We start from the raw sequence: 18,200 nt of genomic DNA, 5'->3' as shown, positions 1-18,200 counted from the left end.
TTCTCCAAGCTTCATTTATTGCCCGTAAGCGGATACTTATTTTATCTTTAATGCAGTTATTTTGCTATTCTCAGATTGTTGTCCGCGCCTCAATCATATAGACTATTACGCGAGAAAAATAGGGATTATCGGTATGGAAGTGCCTGTTTACGCGGCTGTCATCATCGACATCATAGTGGCCCTGGTACTGGTCTTCAGTTTTCTTGGCGGTTTGAAACAGGGAGCGCCCAGGGAATTATGCGGGCTGCTGGCTTTTATCGTCGCGCTGTCTATTACGGGCGCTTTTGCAAATTATGTCTTTGTCTGGATGAGTTTTGCCTCGGATCATTTATGGCGGTCGTTGTTAACATTCCTGATTACCATGGGCATAATAATGATCATCATGCACCTGGCCCTGCTGTTGCCGCGCCACTTACTGGACAAGATATGGAGCGGTGGATTTTTCTGGAGTGCGCTGGGCGGTATCTTCAGCGTGATCAACGCGGCACTTGGACTGGTGTTGATGGTGTTGCTGCTGGGAATTTATCCGGTGCTCGGCTGGTTGAACGATCTGCTTGCAGCCTCGAGCATTTTAGACTGGCTGGTATCGATATCAGGTTCGGGTATCCTGTATTTGATGCATATGACAGGGACATATTGACGGGCGCCGGCAGTCAGTATTTCTTTTTGCGCTGTGTTATGGGAGGCTGTCTCAAATAAAGGGGCTGAAGCGCAGCAGGGCTGTTGGATTGCCCTGATTTCAGCCGACGCCAACCCAGGTAAGAGATACTTCCCGGCCTCCTGAGGCGCTGCTCCCATTCAGGAATCAAAGCATTATCTCCCAGCGACGCACGGATATTTTCAATTGCAGCGGGGGGAATCTCGCCGCAAAACAGAGTCTTTTGACCGATTTTTTCGCACAGCGCTTCAACTGTGGTGAGATGCTCCTCTTTCAGCTGCTGCCAGCCATCGGCATAACGGTAAAGCGCGGTGGCGATTTCTCCCCTGCCCGCATCATGCACGGGGCACAGCGGCAGGCCGGTAAAAGCAAACATAACAGCCTCAGCCTCCAGTGTGCTGACGCCGACCAGCGGCAGGTTAAGAGAGAAGGCCAGGCCTTTGGCCGCACTGATGCCGGCGCGCAGCCCGTTGAAGCTGCCCGGGCCGATGGCAACGAACACCGCGGACAGCGACCTGAAGTCCGATTTCACTGTTTGCAGCAATCTTCCGATGTTGGGTAGAAGCTCGGATGTATGGTTCTGGCCCGGTTTCCAGGTCAGCTCTGCAACCGGGCTGCCCTCGAGTGAGATCGCCAGTCCTCCCCAGGAGGTCGAAGTGTCTACTGCAAGTTCCATGTAGCTTCCCCGTCGTTCCGCAGAGCGATTTTCAAACGGTCGACCAGTTCATCGTATCTTTTGCCATGGGGGATGAAGGATATACCCCGCCTTTCGCCCGGCAGGTGCTTCAGTCTGATGGTCAGGTTGTCCCCGGGCAAAACGGGCGCTCCTTTTTCGGCCCATTCTATGGCGCAGACGGAGTCATCACGGAAATATTCGTCCAGCCCGAGGCCGGCTATCTCCTCGATAAGGTCCAGCCTGTAAAGGTCGAGATGGTAGAGAGGAAGCCGGCCGTGATACTCACGGGCTATCATGAAAGAAGGGCTGCAGGCGTACTCCTTGATGCCCAATCCGAAGGCGATGCCCTGAACCAGGTGGGTTTTACCTGTCCCGAGGTTTCCTTTCAACAGGTAAAGGTCGTTGCCCCGCGCCAGTCCGCCGATGACCTGGCCGAGTCTGCGGGTTTGTTCCGGGCTTTGCGTGGTAACTGTAAAACCTGGCATATCAATGGTCAATTAGGATGTTTGTAATGATCCCAGCCGCTGAAATCGATGTGAACGGGATTTCCACCTTCGTCGAGTAAAGATACGGCGTATGGTTGCCCCTCCGTTATCTCTCCTATAACGACAGGAGCCTGATCGAATGCGGCATTAACTCCTTGCAGTACATCCGGTGCAGCTGTTAAAAGCAGTTGGTAATCTTCCCCGCCGGCCAGGCACATTTTAAGGCTGTCGCGGCCGAAATATCTTTTCAGCAGAGGATGGATGGGCAGATTATTTAAGTGCAGGGTGGCCGCCACTCCACTGGCCATACAGATATGTGTAAGATCTGCTGCCAGCCCATCGCTGATATCGATTGCCGTTTTGACACCGAGGCCGGCCAGCAGGGGGCCGCTGTTAAAATCCGGTGAAGGACGGAGATGGGCGTTCTTAAATAGCTGCAGCGCATCGGCATCCAGATCAATAAACTGCGAGAGCGTCTTACGCCCGGCTGAAGAGAGGCCCGGGAAACCGAAAACGGCTACCAGGTCACCGGGTTGGGCCGAGGAACGAGTCATTATATTCCCATCTGCGAGCCCTGTTAAAGTGATATTGATAACGACTTTATCTGAAGCAGAGATATTTCCGCCGGCCACAGCTATACCGTAGGTATTGGATATCTCCAGTATCCCGCGGTAGAGATCAAGTACATCCGCGGCCTCGCCGCGACCGGGCAACGCCAGTGAAACCAGGGCATAGCGCGGCCTGCCGCCCATAGAGTTTATATCACTGATATTAATAGCCATGGCTTTCCAGCCTAAATTTTTCCAGTCTGTATAAGCGAAATCGAAGTGCACCTCTTCCACAAGGATATCCGTGGTGATAAGCTCGATACCGCCGGGGCTTTTCCAGGCAGCCGCGTCATCGCCGATGCCTAACAGTAAATCCCTGCGGGCCGGCGACTGCCCGTCGCTTTTTTCATCGATAAGAGCCGCTATTTTTGAGATAAGCCCGAATTCGCCTATTTCCGCTATGCGCATGCTGTGATTATAGCACAGGCCTGTGCCAGGTAGGCGGCGGGTCTTGCTATAGTGTTGCACCACGTATATAATGCAGGAAAGTAAAGCTCAGGCGGTGAAATATGCAGCAGATGGTAACATGCCAGAATTGCGGCGCACAGAATGCCGCCAACCAGCAGTTCTGTGTATCATGCGGATCGCACCTGGGGAATAACCAGCGCCAAATTCCCCATATGCCCATCGTAACCGGCATAGCTACCCCTGCCCCTATGATCACAGGCATGTCGATGCCCCAGCAGCCGGTGACGCCAACAGTAGCCCCCGACGCACATTATCACCGGCAACTCGATGTCAAACCTACCTGGGGCCTGGCCTGGGGTCTTTTCTGGCGTATGCTATGCCTGTGGATCTTTGTCTCGGGCGTCATCTTCCTGGTGTATATGCTGGTGAGGCTGGCGCTGGGCTACACTTCGGTGTTCGGAAGCTGGTAGAATATTAATCTGTGTAATGTATCACCCGGGGTGCTGCTGCACGGCAGCACCCTGTTTATAACAGGGGTAAATACTGAATGTGAAGGATGGCGATACCTGCTATGTCAAAAAAACGGAACAAGAAAACCAAAGTTGTAAAAAAGGCCTGGTACAAAAATAAGTCCGTCATGATACCGCTGGTCACGGCGGTGGTGCTGATAGCAGTATTTCTAACGTTGTTTATAACAGGAGTGATTAAAATGCCCGCACAACAGCCTAAAAGCTATAATTCACCGGTTCCCATGACGATCGATGTTAACAAGAAATATACCGCCCTCATCAAGACAGCCAAAGGAGACCTGGCGCTGGAGCTGTATCCCCAGGACGCCCCGGTCACCGTCAATAGCTTCGTCACGCTGGCGCGAAAGGGTTTTTACAACGGGCTGACCTTTCACCGCGTGATACCCGATTTCATGGCGCAGGGCGGAGATCCCAGCGGCAACGGCACAGGCGGGCCGGGATATAAATTCCAGGACGAGTTCAGTTCCAGAACACACCAGGCCGGCTCATTATCGATGGCCAATTCCGGCCCGAATACCAACGGCAGCCAGTTTTTCATCTGCTATACGCCGCAACCACACCTGAACGGCAAGCACACCGTTTTCGGGCAGCTTACGCAGGGCATGGATGTGTTGAAAAATCTGGTGAACGGCGACAAGATGATCGAAGTGGTGATCACCGAGAGCAATTGATCCGGCGTTTCAGATGATGCCCCAGTCACGGAAGCCCTGCTGTATCACGGCCAGGTATTCGGGCGAAGGCTTTCCCTCCTCCTCCTGCCTGGCTTTAATGAACGTTATAGCATCGTACATATCGCCGCCGTCGGTATAAACGCGCACCTCCATGTGCTTATATTCGACCGGATAGTTTTCGTATTTGTCCAGCTTGCGCAGCCCGGCTTCGCTTATCTCATAGACTGCGCCGATGACCCTGTCGCCCTGCGAACCTCTGATTGTAGCCACCGCGCCTTTGCGCAAACGGGAGTAGCCACTGAATATCAGCTTGAAATTGGGCAGAGTGGCTAAAGCAACAGCTCTGGCGTCGGGGCAGCGTTCCAACATCTGTTTGCGGCTCATATTGGAGGCATAGGCGAAATAGTACATAGCCATGCTGTTAATATACACTGCATGCATATTCCGGCACAACCGGCCGGCCGCCATGTGTATGATATAATCAGTTTTTCATGAAATACCTCGTCATCGCAGATATACACGCCAACCTCGAGGCCTTCCAGGCGGTGCTTGAGGACGCCTGTAACCACGGGGGTTTCGGCCATGTCTGGTGCCTGGGCGATGTGGTCGGCTACGGTCCCGATCCTTCGGCCTGCATCGGCCTGCTGAGGACGCTTGACCCGGCCTGCGTGTGCGGAAACCACGACCTGGCGGCGGTGGGTAAAATCGATATAGGTGATTTCAACTCGGAGGCCGCAGGCGCCAACCGCTGGACATCCGGACAGCTGAGCGATGATGATCGCGATTTCCTGCTCGACCTTCCGGATGTGCTGGTGCGTGATGAATTCACCCTGGTACACGGCAGTCCCAGGCTGCCGCTGTGGGAATATATCGCGCACGCCTTCACGGCCTCCGACAATTTCGAATGCTTCGATACCAGGTATTGCCTGGTGGGGCATACACATGTCCCTTTCGTATTTGAGCAGGAAGGGATATCGGTCAATGAGGGATATATGGGAAACGGAGATATCCTCAAGCTCGGCGGCAGCAGGTTGATCGTCAATCCAGGCGGGGTGGGACAGCCGCGCGACCGGGACCCTCGGGCCAGCTACGCCATATATGATTCCGAAGAAAGCGCCATCTACCACTATAGAGTAGCCTACGATATCGAGTCCACGCAGGCCAAGATGGAAAAAGAGGGCCTGCCCGAATTCCTGATAGCCAGAATAGCCAGGGGCGTTTAATCTTGAAAAGAAGGCTCTTTAATTGTAGTATTTGAGTTGGGCCGTGCTAGGCGGGGAACCAGCGGTGCCCTGTACCCGAGATCCGCTATAGCGGGGCTGAATCCCGGCTCGAGGTTTTGTTTTTCAGAACTACAACTGTTAAGCGGTGTTGAAGGTTGGGTCTTGCGCGGCGGAGGGCTATGAATCCCGTCAGGTCCGGAAGGAAGCAGCGGTAAATAGTGAACTCCGGGTGACGCAGGGTCACCTGGCCGGAGCCGGCTGGCGGAAGCAAGCTGAAGGACACTATCGAAGGCCGGTGCACGGCCCTTTATTTTTCATACAGGCAGCGGGCTGTTGCCATACAAGTATAGAGAGACCGGAAACAGTTTTCAGAGACGGCTGAAAAGCCGGGGGCTCAGGGCACGCAAAAGCCTCGGGCAGAACTTCCTCGTGGTCGATTCCGTCGGGGAGGCTATTATAGAAGCTGCCGCCCTTACGGCGGACGATACCGTGCTGGAGGTGGGCCCCGGCCTGGGAGCGCTCACGGAGATGCTCGCGGCCGGCGCCGGCCGCGTTATCGCCGTCGAGCTCGACGACGGGCTGGTGTCCAGGCTCAGGAAGAAGCTGGCCGTTCATCACAACGTAACTATAGTTCATGCGGATATCCTCAAACAGGATTTGCATAGCCTGGTAGAGGATTCCTCCTACAAAGTCGTGGCCAATATCCCGTATTACATCACCTCTCCCATCCTGCGTTATTTCACGCGAGCCGGTAAAAGGCCGGAGTTGATGATTATCATGATGCAGGAGGAAGTGGCCAGGGAGGTAACTGCGCCGGAAGGGAAAATGGGTTTCCTGGCGGTCAGTATGCGGCTTTTCAGCAATCCGGAGATCATACTCAGAGTGCCTGCGGCCTCGTTCTATCCCGTGCCTAAAGTGGATTCGGCCGTTGTTAAATTCAACATGCTCCCGGTGCCGGCTTTGAAGATCGCCGACATCGACGGGTTTTTCGAACTGGTTCATTGCGGATTCTCGTCGCCGCGCAAACAGCTCCGCAATTCGCTGGCCATCGGCCTGAAGATCGAAACAGCGCAGGCGGAGAGTATGCTGCGCAGATCGGGTATAGATCCCGGGAGGCGCCCCGGATCGCTCTCGCTTGAGGAATGGTCGGCCCTTTACCTTGCGGCAGGAGGAGAAAAGTGCTGACTCTGAAGGCATTTGCCAAGCTTAACCTCGTGCTCGAAGTGCTGGGCCGGCGAAGCGACGGCTATCACGATATATCCAGCATTATGCAGACCGTCAGCCTGCATGATGTATTGACCCTGGAGCCCTCCGACCGTATTGGACTGAAATACAGCCTGCCGGGTGTCGATGACCGGGACAATCTTGCTTTGCGGGCGGCTCGAACGCTGGGCGAGGCTGCCGGCTGCAAGCGGGGCGTTGTTATCGGCCTGGAGAAGCATATACCGATGGGGTCCGGTTTGGGTGGTGGAAGCAGCGACGCCGCAGCCGTGCTGCGTGGCCTCAACATCCTCTGGCGGCTCGGATTAACGTCAGAGAAACTGGCGGCAATCGGGGCCGGGCTCGGTTCGGATGTACCGTTTTTTATTTACGGGGGCACCTGCCTGGCCGAGGGGAGGGGTGAACGGATTACCCCCCTGGCCGACCTGCAACAGACCTGGTTTGTTTTACTCCGGCCTGAAGTGCCGGTATCGTCGTGTAAGACAGCCGCTCTTTACAGCCTGCTCAAACAGGCCCATTATTCCGACGGCGCCTTCTCCACAACCGTTCGAAGGCAATTCGAAAGCGGGGCTGAAAGAAGGCCGCTGTCGCTCTTCAATGTTTTTGAGAGAGTGATGCTCGCGGCGTTCCCGGGTCTGGACAGGTATTTAGAGGAGTTGCACCGGACGGGGGTATCTGAGGTACATCTGGCCGGATCGGGGCCCGTGCTTTTCACCATGCTGGATAGCAGCAAGCAGGCATCCGATATCCAGGCCTATCTCCTGTCTCGTCATATGGAGTCGTACATAGTGACGTCAGTAAAAAGGCAAGAGATTGGCTGACGGGGGTGCCAGGCCTACCGGCTGGTGGGTGAAGTGGCTCAAGGAGGGGCTGCTTCTGCTGGGCATGTTGGCTGTGTCCGTCGCCATCGCCTTCCTGCTCTTTCAGTTTCGTGACATCTTCAGCATTTCTTTGCAGAGTTATGAGTGGCTGGCCTATCTGGTTGTATTTATAGTCAGCCTGATCAGCAGTTGTACTATTTTCGTTCCCACGCCCGGCGCAGCCTTAATGCTTGCCGCTGCTATCATTTGGAACCCCTTGCCGGTAGGATTAGCCGCCGGCACGGGAGATGCCATCGGTGAAATGACATCGTACTGGGTGGGATATGCGGGCGAAAGGATAGTGGTCGATGAGAAGTTGCCTGCCTATCAAAAAGCGGTCGGCTGGATGCAGCGCTATGGTGTATGGGCCGTCTTCGGTGGGGCCCTCGTGCCCATTGTGCCCTTCGACCTGATGGGACTGGCCGCCGGGGCGCTCAAGATAAAGTGGTGGAAATTTATGCTGGCCGCCTGGTGCGGCAAGGTGCCGCGGGCGATTATCCTTTGCAGTATCGGGCACCAGTTGCCGGTGCTGTTGAACGGCTGGCGGTTTTAAAAGCCGGCCAGCCGGCGCGCCAGTTTGGTCTCGTCTGATTTGGATCGTATCGCTCCATCCAGCCTGGCGGCCAGGAGTTTATTGAGGATTGCTCCCACCCTCGGTCCTTCGCACAGACCCAGTTTCAACAGTTCGTTGCCGCCCAGCGAAGTTTTAACGTAACGGAGCGTGTCCAGATACAGTTTGAGATTGCGTCGCAGGCCGGGAATCACAGCGTAACAACCGACAGTCTGTATGGCAACCGGATCGAATTCATGCAGCGTTGAATATATTTTTGATCTCTTGATAGCCGGTTTAACGAGCGTTTTGCACATGCTCCTGAGTTTCAGAGACTGGCTGCTCAGCAGGTCCAGACGGCTGCCGTCAAGGTTGAGTCGCCCCAGCAGTTCATAAAGCTCATCCTCGTTCAGGTTGTACACGAGCAGGCAGAAATACAGCGGCGATGTTTTAACGATATCCGGCGCAGCCGCCCGCCTGAAAGCCGCACTCATGGCTTGATTCCATTTGAGGGCGGGATGCAGCTTGCCGGTAATACCGAGTTGTGAGGCCCGGCGCAGGATATTATAACAATGGTCTTCATTAAGCCAGAGCATCAATTCGTTTTTCAAACGATCTCCGCTGATCGTATCCAGCATATCCAGGCTGCGCCTTAACAGCCTGACCGTGCTGCGCTCAAGCTTGAAGCCCAGCCGCTGTTCGTAGCGTACCGCCCGCATCATGCGTGTAGCATCATCCTGGAAGCTTTTATCGTGCAGAACGCGCACCAGTCCCTGGCAAAGGTCCCGACGTCCATCGAAAAGGTCTGTCAGGACATCCCGGTCGGGGGTATTGACGCAGACGGCCATGGCGTTTATGGTGAAATCCCTGCGTTTGAGGTCGTCCCGTAAACTGCCTGGTTTGACTACCGGCAACGCGCCCGGGTGGCGGTAGATCTCGCTGCGGCAGGTTGCCAGGTCCACGTTGAAGCCATCGATTTTCAATGATGCGGTGCCGAAGGACCTGTGAAGAGTCAGCCGGGCGTCCATTTTCTCCGCCATCTGCTGTGACAGGCTGACGGCATCGCCCTCAACAGCCAGATCGATATCCACGCACGACCGGCCCAGGATCAGGTCACGCACGATGCCGCCCACCAGGTATACTTTTACACCGGATCTACCGGCAAGCCTGCCGGCGGTCAGGGCCAGCTTGAGAAGTGGTGGAGGTAGACGCTCGATCAATCCTCCGCGCTGCATTCAGGGCTCCGTAGACATCTGTCTCAAAATAGTATCAACTTTTTCCCTGGTTATAAACCGGTCATAGATGAAGATCAATACATCGGCCAGCGCAAAAACGATGAATCCGGCCAGCCCGGTCAGGCCGACGGTCAGCTCATTTCCTCCGGATATAAGTATAACAGCCAGGCCGGGTACGGCGTTGATGGTGCCGTGGAAGATTGAGGCGGCGATGACCGAGCGCGATTTGAGGCGGATGTAGCTGAAAAGAGGCGCCAGGAGTATCGTCCAGCCCGTCATCAACAGCACGCCCATCTGTGGATTCTGCGGATAGTTAAGGCCCAGCAGGACCAGGGGAGCGTGCCAGATACCCCATATGAATCCGATCAGCGCGGAGGATTTCCAGAAACCCATGACGGAGAGTTCCTTTTGAAGGAAACCGCGCCAGCCCAGCTCCTCGCCGAATCCCAGAACAGCGTTGATGGTTGTTCCAGAGATGAGAGCCAGCACCAGTATCAGCCATACGGGATGTACCGGCATGGAGGCCAGCTGCTCTTTAGCCTGCTCCATCTGCTCCGGGCTGAGGGCGGAGGCCATCTGGGCAAGAAAGCCTGACATATCGGGCGTAAATGTTATCCCGGGCATGAGCAGGCTGACTCCCATGACGGCAAAGGCGATTATGGGAGGCAGGAACCATGCCGCGAAGAACCAGGGGTTGAACTTGAATGAGATGCCCATCGGCCCGGCCAGCGGCTGTTTGTAAATAGTCTTCTGTACGATAATTGTGACTATCATGGGGATAAACATATACACCGCGGCCAGCAGCACAATGCCGAGGCTGTCGACCTTGCCCCCCAGCGCGATATAGAGGAAGACAATCGACCAGTCGATGAAGAATGTAAGCAGAATGAAGAGCAGTGTTTTTTTGACGCGTAAACTCATTGGCAAGTCCTTATGAAGAAAAATAAACCGGGTTACGGCCTGATAAATCTTACAGTATAACTCCGGAGGTTGCCAGAAAATCCGTAAACCCGGAGCACATTTTCCCTGCTTATCCGATGCCGGATTGCGGCATCGAGGCGCTTACAGGTCGGGCACTATCTGACCCTTACTGTCGCGTGTAATTGAACAACAGCCTTCGATCTCCTGCAGTTGTTGCATGGTGCCGAAAGCAGTCAGGCTACCCCCTATCTCGACGGTGGTGTTCAGGCTGGGATTAATGATTATATCGCCGTCCTTTTCCCTGATGGCCATGATACGTACACCTGCGAACCTCTCCCCGATGTCCTTAATGGTTTTGTCGATGAGAGTTGAGTTCTCGTTGATGGTTACTTCTTCCACCAGATATTCGCCCTCGTGGTCGGCCAGGACTGTCTCGATGAACTGCACAGTGGTTGGCCTCAAGGCCAGGCGGGCCATCTGCTGGCCGCCTATCACTTCGGGCAGGATGATATGGGTGGCGCCGGCCTGTTTGAGCCTGCGAACGGCATCGTTGTTATTGGCTCGTCCGATGATGGTGAGCATGGGGTTGATCTCGCGTGCGGTCAGCACCGCATAGGTATTATAGGCATCGTCGCCGAAGGCGGTGATCAGGCCCCTGGCCTTTTCAATGCCGGCTTGCTTGAGGACATCGTGTTTTGTGGCGTCGTCCATAATGGCCAGGCAGCCGTCCTGGACGGCCCGGTTGTAGCTGTTGATGCTGTGGTCGATAACCACAAAGTTGGATTTCTGTTGTTTTAACGTGCCGGCTATAGCCTCGCCGACGCGGCCGTAGCCGCACAGCACGAAGTGGTTTGCAAGTTTCCTGATTCTGGCTTCCATGCGGGACCTCCTGAACGATCCGAACTCAGTTTCCAGTGTTGCCTGCACAATGCTGGTAAGGATATAGATTACAGTACCTACTCCGAACAGCGTTAGAACGATGGTATAAACGCGGCCGGCAGTGGAGAGCGGGTGCACCTCACCGCCCAGCGTGGCGATGGTGAGGACCGTCATGTACAAGGAATCGAAGAAGTTCCAGCCCTCGATGAGCATGTAGCCGATCGTGCCTGATGTGAAGAGGACAATAAGTACTGTCAGCCACGTGATGTAATGATGTCTGTTACCCATATGATTGGCCCCTCAACCCGGTAAACAGGGCTATTTGCAGCAGTCTAATTTGGACAATGAGTCATCGATCTCGCTGAGGGTCTGGAAACGTTCGGTCTTGATCTCCCGGATAATGCCGGTGGAGTCGATAAAGAATGTGGTGGGGAAGGCTGGCCCCTTGTAGAGGGCATCCGCCTGGCCGTCGCTGTCCATCAGCACGGGGAACGATAATCTCTCATTGGCGACGAAGTATTTGACCTTGTCGGCGTCTCCACGCACGTTGACTGCCAAAACGGCAAGCTCGTCGCGGCCGTATTTATTGTAAGCTGTCTGAATAATTGGCATCTCGAGCTCGCAGGCGCGGCAGCCTTCCAGCCAGAAATTCAGCATGACGTTGCGGCCCTGGAACTGGCTCACGGAATACTCCGTGCCGTCTAAAGATTTCAGGATAAAGTCAGGCGCCCGTTTGCCCACCTGGGGAGCCGTCTCAACCATGCTCAGCGTCTTGACCGACGGCAGGTCCTGAGTAGACTCCTTGCCGCTGGTGTCCTTTGATCTGATCTTTAAACGATACTCCGTATCCGGCATAAGGCTATCGAGCTTGACCGTATGCCAGATTGTCGGACGGTCTCCCTGGGATTCTGTGCCCAGAATATCGCTGCCGATGCTGAAATCGACTTCACCGCCGGCGGGCTCGTCGGTTTTCCATGTTACCAGTATAGATGAATCCGTAATCGAACTGGTCCCGGCTCCTGATATCTCCGGATAGCTCGAATCCGTTCCCGAAGTCGTGGCCAGATAGCGTTTCGAGACTATCGTATCGGCCAGCGCGTCATAGGAGTGTTCCGAAACGTTGATGTAATTCACGTTGTATAAAATCCTGATATGGTAGGAGGTATTTGGGGACAGGTCATTAATACTGAGCGAGTGGAGGGTGACCGGAGCGGGCGTTATAACTGTTTGTATATTCTTGCCGTCAATATCGACCTGTGTGGTGGCCGGGAGCAAGGTACTCCAGGTCACCATGGCGCTTTTCTCGTTGTTGGACTGGACAAGCACGTTCATTATGGGTGCTTGCGAATTATTAATGCTGCGGCCGCTGCCGGCAGCGTGGATGATCTGTTCATAATCGGATATGGTTGTGATGGGGCCTTCCACCCTGGCCCTGATGATACCGTTCTTATCCAGAAAAACACAGGTGGGCTCATACGATATGTTGTAGCTTGAACGAAGCTTGCCTGAAGTGTCGCTGATGACCGGGAATGCTATATCGTACTTCTTTATCAGGTCATCTATCTCGCTGCTGCCGGCGCCCGAGGCGATGGCGATAATAGTCAGATCGCCCTCAGGATACTTTTTTAAGAGCTCGTTGAGCTTATCCGGCGTGTAAAGCCTGCGCACCACGCCGTTTACGCTGAAGAAGTTATCGTCCCAGAAATCCCTGTCCCAGAAAACCAGCACGACATTTTTACCGCGGAAAGAGCTGAGCGCCGTGGTGTTGTCGTCGGTGAGCTGCATTACGAAGTCGGGGGCTATATTGCCTACGTCTGTGCCCGACCTCGGCACCAGCAGTATCACCGTTGCGCAAAGAAGCAGGCCAAGCGCCACAGCGGCTATAATCACGATGAGCGCCCGGTGCTTTTTAAATTTATCGCCCGCGGAGAGGGGTATTTTATTTACTTCTTTTTCCAGCAGACTTATTTTATTGAGCAGTATCTTGCTCTCGGAATCAAATACGTCGCTTCCGATCTCTCCGACTTTGAAACGGCTTTGCAGCAGGACCAGGTCCTCGCGGCATTTGTCCAGCTCAACTTTCTTGAGTATGTCGTCACTATTACTCATGTAAAAACACCGTATTTGACATATTATAACTGAATTTTAGCGTCAGGTCAGCTTTATTTGAATGAGTCCAGGCGTTCCTCTATCTCCTCAATGTTGATAAAGGGGCCGATTTTAATGGATGTAATGATGCCCTTTTCGTTGATAAAATAAGTGGTGGGCATTCCCCTGATGTTGTAGAGGTTGGATACAACGCCGCGCGGGTCGAGGGGTATAACGAAATCCATGCCGTTGACCGCGGCGAAATAAGCCGTGTTGTCTGGGTTGTCCTGGGAACTGACGGCGACAATCACAATGCTGCCGTCGTTGTATTTACTATGTATTTCTTTAAACGCGGGTATTTCAAGGCGGCAGGGGCCGCACCAGGATGCCCAGAAGTTAAGTATCACATTTTTACCGCGGTAATCGCTGAGCTTGAATTCCTTATCGTCCGTGGTGGGTAGTGTGAAATCGGGCGCGGCAAAGCCGATCTTTGTTCCTGTTTTAACCGCTGTTTGCGCTGCAGGTTCAGCTGCTGACCCGGGGACCGCTATCGCGGAATTGGCATGTATTGCTCTGTCTGCAACAGCAACCGCTGCAATAAGTATGATAATTGCAGCCAGGACTATATACAGTAGTTTGTTCGTCTTTGAAAAATCCATAATATTTCCCGCTCACCGCGATGATCCTGAAGAATATCTCCTTTGAGAGAATAATAATATGATCAACGTCTCAGTCCCTTTTTAAATATCGCTGGAGCTTGTGAGGCGAATCGGCGGTCATTCTCTTCATGCGTCAGGGCATAATTTTTTGTACTTCGCTGACCAGTTCCTCCTGGGTGGCAAAGCTGCCTATCTTTATGGATTTGATATTGCCGTCTGTTCCGATAAAGAACGTGTTGGGGTCCGCGTTTTTGGGGCAGCAGAATTTCTGATAAATGACTGTTTTTAAATCGATCAGTGTTGTAAAGCTATATCCGTTCTGGTTCAGGTAATTCCTGGTTGTATTGATGCTGTCCTGTGTATTTATGGAAAGGAGGACCAGTCCCTTTGGCGCGTATTGCTCGGCTACTTCCTTAAAGTACGGCATCTCTTTCTTGCATTCGATACAACTGGTCGACCAGGTGTTGATTACGACCGGTTTGCCGGCATAATCGCTCAGACTATGGTTTATCCCATCGATACCGGGGAGGGTGAAGTCTGGAGCTTTGTCGCCGATTTTGGGGCATGACACAGCAGGAGCCCCGCAGCCGGACAGCAGGACGGCGCAGAAGAGCACTGTAAGAATGATAGGTAATGCAATTTTCATGGACGTCTCTCTCCTGTTATAACGCATTCAGGTTGCAAAACGGCTCAGCCAGGTAAGCTGGCCGGTCAGCATCAATATACCGACTATTATAAGCAGCACGCCGCTTAAAATAGAAATGAGGCCCAGGTAACGGGTGATGTTTTTCCAGAAAGGCACTACATAGCTCCAGGCCAGCCCGATCAGCAGGAAGGGTATCCCCATGCCCATGGAATAGACAGCCAGCAGAGTGGCGCCTTTGGCCGTCTCGCCGGTGTAAGATGCGATAAAGAGAATCGAGCCGAGGATGGGCCCTATGCAGGGCGTCCATCCCACGGCAAAGGCCGCCCCGATCAGCAGCGACCTGATATAGCCGGGGTTGCGCGCCCCCTGCATATGCAGCCTTTTCTCGTAGTTGAGCCAGGGGATCTTATAGGCGGCTATGAGGAAGACACCGAAGATTATAACGACTATGCCGGAGATGATACGAAGGGTATCGGAGTATGCGATGATGGACGATCCGATCAGGCCGGCCGATGCCCCCATAAGGATGAAGAGGATGGAAAATCCCAGCACGAAGGCCACGCTGTGCAGCAGCGTGGGCCATACCCTGCGGCTGGCGCCCGTATCTATAGCCGATGTTCCCGCCAGGTTGGCCAGGTAGGCTGGGACCAGAGGGAGCACACAGGGTGAAAAAAAAGACAGCAAACCCGCTATGAAAGCTGTCCAGTAGGTGACGTCGCTTATCGGGTTCACTATTACGCTAAGGCCTTATCCAGTAGTTTCTGAATGTCTTTCTTGGGGCGGTAGCCCACCAGTTGCTCGAAGGGTTTACCTCCCTTAAATATGATAAGTGTGGGAATGCTCATCACGTTGTAGCTGGAGGCTACCTTGGGCGCCTCGTCCACGTTGACCTTGGCGAATTCTATCCTGTCCTTATATTCGCCGGCCAGTTCGTCCACGAGCGGAGCGATCATTTTGCAGGGCCCGCACCAAACCGCCCAGAAATCCACCAGCACCGGCCGCGCCGCATCCAGCACGTTTGCCTTGAATTCCTTTTCACTAACGGTTTTTACATTGTCAGCCATCTCGCCTCCAAAATAGTTGATTATTATGTAGTTGGCGCCCTCTGGTTGATTGTTTGCCCTTGCAGGCGTTGTCCCTTATTTATCTTAGCACCGCTGGCAATAATGCTGTTAATAATGATCGCGCCCTCAGCCACAGTTATCTCGTCCCACAGCAGGGAATTCTCAATAACCGCGCCACCGGCTATGCGGCAGCCGCGCCCCAGGACGGCGGGACCCGTAATCCGCGCCTCTGCGCCCACACTGCATCCCTCCGCCAGCATAACCGGTCCGGTCAGACGGGCGGAAGGATTTATCTCGCATCCATCGCCGATGATCAGGTCGCGGGCTACGTGCAAAGGAGAGGAACAATTGCCCAGCAGTAAATCGCTGTTGACAAGATGGTACTGTTCGGGTGTGCCCATGTCGATCCAGTACGCCCGGTTGTGATAGGCGTAAAAGGGCTCTCCGTTTTCCAGTAAGCGGGGGAATACACCGTTCTCGAACATGTAGAACAGGTTGTCCGGGATATAATCCAGCACCTCGGGCTCAAGTATATATACTCCCGCATTTATCCAGTGGCTGGTCACGTCCTCCCATTTCGGCTTCTCTATAAAACGCAGAACACGTCCCGACTCATCCGTTTCGACCACGCCGAACCTGGTGGGATCCTCCACATGTGTGAGCGCAATAGTCGTTTTCGCTTTATTGTGTACGTGCTGCCTGTACATATCGGAATAATCGAGATCGGAGAAGCAGTCGCCGTTGAGGACGAAGAAGGCTTCTTTGACATAGCTGCCGGCGTTCTTAACGGCGCCGGCGGTGCCCAGCGGCTTCTCTTCCAGGCTGTAGGTCAGCCTGACTCCCAGGCCGCTGCCGTTCTTGAAATATGCGTAGATCGAGTCGGGCTTGTAACCCATGGCCAGCACAATCTCGTCGATCCCGTGCCGTGCCAGCTTGCGGATAACATGCTCTATAAAGGGCCTGTTGGCAACAGGGACCATCGGTTTAACTAATGAATAGGTCAAGGGACGCAGCCTGGTGCCCTCGCCGCCGACAAGAATAATAGCCTTCATATCAGGATAGTTGACTAATTTTAATCCGTTTGATTTCGGTGGGCAAATACGCGGGGGTGATGAATGCAAGTTCGAAGCTTGTGGTAATACTCGAATTTACAGGGGCAGGCCGAAAAGCCGGCAGGCATTGGCCGTGGTGACGGTTGCCGCTTCTTCCTGAGGAGTATCTTTGATTAAAGCCGCCGCCTTGAGGCTGCGCATGACGTCGGACGGCTGCGAGCGGTAGCGCTGCTCCCTGCCGTAATAAACGGGGCAATCCGTCTCCAGCAGCAGACTATTGAGCGGGACTTCCCTGATAGCGCGGCGATGTTCATCGTGGTACTCTGCAGCCGGCGTGGCCGAGATGTAATATCCGGCTTCGATCAGCTCGGCCAGCGTGCTGGAGAATCCCGTATACCAGTGGAAGACCAGCTTCCTTATCCCGGCGGCTACGACCTCCTGCAGAGCATCCTTCCAGGCGTAGCGGCTGTGCAGCGAGACCGGCTTATCATGGCGCAGGGCCAGCGCCAGCAGCCGCCGCAGCACCTCCTTCTGCATATCCTTGCCCGCCGTTTTAAGCACCCGTTTGTCATAATCCAGGCCGACCTCGCCCAGCGCGACGGCCCTGTGCAGGTTGTCCGATATGAAACCGATATTTTGCTCGATTTGCGCATCGTCCAGCCTGCCGATGGCCCAGGGATGCAGGCCGAGCGCAGGGTAAATGTATCCGGGATAACTGGCCGACATCTCCAGGTTCCGGGCGTTGGAGCTCAAATCCTGCCCCATGGAGATGATGGCGGCCACACCCGCCAGCCTGGCTCTCCCGACGGCTGCAGCGAGGTCCTCCATCTCATCGAGATGGGCGTGCGCATCAATGAGGCCGGTCACTCATGCTCCCCGTCAGGTCATCTAAGGTGAATTTATATATCTCCTCCGGCGTCATCATCCCTTTTTCCGTGACCAGCCCCGAGAGCATCTCGAGTGGAACCATGTCGAAGCCCGGCTCGGGCTCAGGCAGGCCGGCGGTCAGTCCGCGGGCGTCGATCTTACTTGTCTCGCATACGGCATACAAAGGGCGTTTCTTGCGCAGAGCCGTCTGCGCCAGCTCCAAAGAGGGTGTCCCGTTTATCAGCCATCCGTGAAGCGAGACACCGTCGGCGCCGCACAGCACCAGGTCCGCACGCGCGAGCTGCCAGGCTATTTGATTATCGGGCACTATACTGCCGCTGATGCCCGACTCCTGCAGGCGGCGCAGCGCCATCTCGCCGTAGGATATTTTTTTATGGCGAGACTGTACGGCCAGTACTTTGAAGTCCTTACCCCCGCGCCGTGCCAGCTCCAGTGCGCTGCAGACAGCTGAGCTGTAGCTGCAGAGCATAACGATACTGCGCCTGCCAATCAGCGCAGCCGCGTTGCGCGCAGCGGCAGCGGCGGATTTACCCTGCCGCCTGATCAGGCGGTCGGCCATACTGAAGGCTGCTTTTTTAAGCCGTTGGGGCGACCTGGAGGTCGCAGCGGCTGACTGGAGCTCTTCCTGATAATAGAGAACATAGTTGGCGATGGACACCATGGCCGGGCGCGCGCTGATCAGCGCGCCGGCGACGCCGGTGAGCGATGACAGGAGTTTTTGCGGGCTCTCGGCCGGGTCCAGAGAGGCAGCCTCGCGCAGTATCTCGAGCGAACGCAGGGTGAGCCATCCGGCCCCGTGCTCCCTATCCTTTTTCAGGGAGCTGATACTTTTCCTGATAGCGACGATCATTTATATGGAATTATACCTTAAACCAGTC

General features: G+C 54.6%; 22 protein-coding genes and 1 other RNA gene. 8 read left to right on the top strand and 15 right to left on the bottom strand.

The window, feature by feature from the left end:
• The first annotated feature begins 133 nt into the window (after positions 1-133).
• Positions 134-640 carry a CvpA family protein gene (locus tag WC359_05945; protein ID MFA5399958.1) on the top strand — a complete coding sequence of 169 codons (507 nt, stop codon included), beginning with the start codon at positions 134-136 and terminating at the stop codon, positions 638-640.
• Positions 641-653: 13 nt separating this feature from the next.
• Here WC359_05945 and tsaB read toward each other — a convergent pair whose 3' ends face one another.
• The 3 genes from tsaB to thiL are packed head-to-tail and all read right to left on the bottom strand — an operon-like array spanning position 654 to position 2,898.
• The gene (tsaB, locus tag WC359_05940) at positions 654-1,334 is read right to left on the bottom strand and encodes a tRNA (adenosine(37)-N6)-threonylcarbamoyltransferase complex dimerization subunit type 1 TsaB (protein ID MFA5399957.1); all 681 of its coding nucleotides are present in this window, start codon (positions 1,332-1,334) and stop codon (positions 654-656) included.
• Positions 1,319-1,819 carry a tRNA (adenosine(37)-N6)-threonylcarbamoyltransferase complex ATPase subunit type 1 TsaE gene (gene tsaE, locus WC359_05935; GenBank protein MFA5399956.1) on the bottom strand — a complete coding sequence of 167 codons (501 nt, stop codon included), beginning with the start codon at positions 1,817-1,819 and terminating at the stop codon, positions 1,319-1,321. Before tsaE ends, tsaB begins: the two co-directional genes overlap by 16 nt.
• 8 nt (positions 1,820-1,827) lie before the next feature.
• Complete coding sequence (gene thiL, locus WC359_05930) at positions 1,828-2,898, bottom strand: thiamine-phosphate kinase (protein MFA5399955.1); 1,071 nt, start codon at positions 2,896-2,898, stop codon at positions 1,828-1,830.
• Positions 2,899-2,936: 38 nt separating this feature from the next.
• On the opposite strand from thiL, the gene WC359_05925 reads away from it, so the two are divergent.
• Positions 2,937-3,305, top strand: coding sequence for a zinc ribbon domain-containing protein (locus WC359_05925; protein MFA5399954.1), 369 nt, complete (start codon positions 2,937-2,939; stop codon positions 3,303-3,305).
• Between the two features lie 101 nt (positions 3,306-3,406).
• The gene (locus tag WC359_05920) at positions 3,407-4,036 is read left to right on the top strand and encodes a peptidylprolyl isomerase (GenBank protein MFA5399953.1); all 630 of its coding nucleotides are present in this window, start codon (positions 3,407-3,409) and stop codon (positions 4,034-4,036) included.
• Between the two features lie 9 nt (positions 4,037-4,045).
• Here WC359_05920 and WC359_05915 read toward each other — a convergent pair whose 3' ends face one another.
• Positions 4,046-4,453 carry a gamma-glutamylcyclotransferase family protein gene (locus WC359_05915; GenBank protein MFA5399952.1) on the bottom strand — a complete coding sequence of 136 codons (408 nt, stop codon included), beginning with the start codon at positions 4,451-4,453 and terminating at the stop codon, positions 4,046-4,048.
• Between the two features lie 74 nt (positions 4,454-4,527).
• On the opposite strand from WC359_05915, the gene WC359_05910 reads away from it, so the two are divergent.
• From WC359_05910 to WC359_05890, 5 genes are all read left to right on the top strand, one after another.
• Positions 4,528-5,259 carry a metallophosphoesterase family protein gene (locus WC359_05910; GenBank protein ID MFA5399951.1) on the top strand — a complete coding sequence of 244 codons (732 nt, stop codon included), beginning with the start codon at positions 4,528-4,530 and terminating at the stop codon, positions 5,257-5,259.
• Positions 5,260-5,300: 41 nt separating this feature from the next.
• Positions 5,301-5,562: signal recognition particle sRNA large type (gene ffs / locus WC359_05905), an RNA gene on the top strand.
• Positions 5,563-5,592: 30 nt separating this feature from the next.
• Positions 5,593-6,444, top strand: coding sequence for a 16S rRNA (adenine(1518)-N(6)/adenine(1519)-N(6))-dimethyltransferase RsmA (gene rsmA / locus WC359_05900; protein MFA5399950.1), 852 nt, complete (start codon positions 5,593-5,595; stop codon positions 6,442-6,444).
• Positions 6,438-7,301 carry a 4-(cytidine 5'-diphospho)-2-C-methyl-D-erythritol kinase gene (gene ispE, locus WC359_05895; protein ID MFA5399949.1) on the top strand — a complete coding sequence of 288 codons (864 nt, stop codon included), beginning with the start codon at positions 6,438-6,440 and terminating at the stop codon, positions 7,299-7,301. The genes rsmA and ispE overlap by 7 nt, the downstream gene beginning before the upstream one ends.
• Entirely contained in the window at positions 7,294-7,893 is a 600-nt protein-coding gene (locus tag WC359_05890; GenBank protein MFA5399948.1) for a VTT domain-containing protein, read from the top strand. The genes ispE and WC359_05890 overlap by 8 nt, the downstream gene beginning before the upstream one ends.
• On the opposite strand, the gene WC359_05885 is transcribed toward WC359_05890, so the two are convergent.
• From WC359_05885 to WC359_05835, 11 genes are all read right to left on the bottom strand, one after another.
• Entirely contained in the window at positions 7,890-9,125 is a 1,236-nt protein-coding gene (locus WC359_05885) for a hypothetical protein (protein MFA5399947.1), read from the bottom strand. The two genes, WC359_05890 and WC359_05885, sit on opposite strands and share 4 nt — an antisense overlap.
• A complete protein-coding gene (locus tag WC359_05880) occupies positions 9,126-10,046 on the bottom strand; it encodes a CPBP family intramembrane glutamic endopeptidase (GenBank protein MFA5399946.1) in 921 nt (306 codons plus the stop codon). It abuts the gene before it with no gap.
• Between the two features lie 141 nt (positions 10,047-10,187).
• Positions 10,188-11,213 (bottom strand): potassium channel protein, encoded by a 1,026-nt coding sequence (locus WC359_05875; GenBank protein ID MFA5399945.1) that lies wholly within the window; start codon positions 11,211-11,213, stop codon positions 10,188-10,190.
• A gap of 30 nt (positions 11,214-11,243) precedes the next feature.
• Positions 11,244-13,034, bottom strand: a complete 1,791-nt coding sequence (locus WC359_05870) for a redoxin domain-containing protein (GenBank protein MFA5399944.1) — start codon at positions 13,032-13,034, stop codon at positions 11,244-11,246.
• A gap of 53 nt (positions 13,035-13,087) precedes the next feature.
• On the bottom strand, positions 13,088-13,672 hold the full coding sequence (locus tag WC359_05865; GenBank protein ID MFA5399943.1) for a TlpA disulfide reductase family protein: 585 nt from the start codon (positions 13,670-13,672) through the stop codon (positions 13,088-13,090).
• Positions 13,673-13,805: 133 nt separating this feature from the next.
• Positions 13,806-14,318, bottom strand: a complete 513-nt coding sequence (locus WC359_05860) for a TlpA disulfide reductase family protein (protein ID MFA5399942.1) — start codon at positions 14,316-14,318, stop codon at positions 13,806-13,808.
• 27 nt (positions 14,319-14,345) lie between these two features.
• Positions 14,346-15,050, bottom strand: coding sequence for a cytochrome c biogenesis protein CcdA (locus WC359_05855; GenBank protein MFA5399941.1), 705 nt, complete (start codon positions 15,048-15,050; stop codon positions 14,346-14,348).
• 2 nt (positions 15,051-15,052) lie between these two features.
• A complete protein-coding gene (trxA, locus tag WC359_05850) occupies positions 15,053-15,382 on the bottom strand; it encodes a thioredoxin (protein MFA5399940.1) in 330 nt (109 codons plus the stop codon).
• A 23-nt stretch (positions 15,383-15,405) separates the two neighbouring features.
• The gene (locus WC359_05845) at positions 15,406-16,434 is read right to left on the bottom strand and encodes an NDP-sugar synthase (protein ID MFA5399939.1); all 1,029 of its coding nucleotides are present in this window, start codon (positions 16,432-16,434) and stop codon (positions 15,406-15,408) included.
• Positions 16,435-16,530: 96 nt separating this feature from the next.
• Positions 16,531-17,301, bottom strand: coding sequence for a TatD family hydrolase (locus WC359_05840; GenBank protein MFA5399938.1), 771 nt, complete (start codon positions 17,299-17,301; stop codon positions 16,531-16,533).
• Complete coding sequence (locus WC359_05835; protein ID MFA5399937.1) at positions 17,285-18,172, bottom strand: hypothetical protein; 888 nt, start codon at positions 18,170-18,172, stop codon at positions 17,285-17,287. The genes WC359_05840 and WC359_05835 overlap by 17 nt, the downstream gene beginning before the upstream one ends.
• Positions 18,173-18,200 lie beyond the last annotated feature (28 nt).

Source organism: Dehalococcoidia bacterium, assembly GCA_041653995.1.
Lineage (GTDB): Bacteria > Chloroflexota > Dehalococcoidia > GIF9 > UBA5629 > CAIMUM01.
Note: the sequence above shows the minus strand (reverse complement) of the source record. Positions and strands in the feature narration are given on the sequence as shown.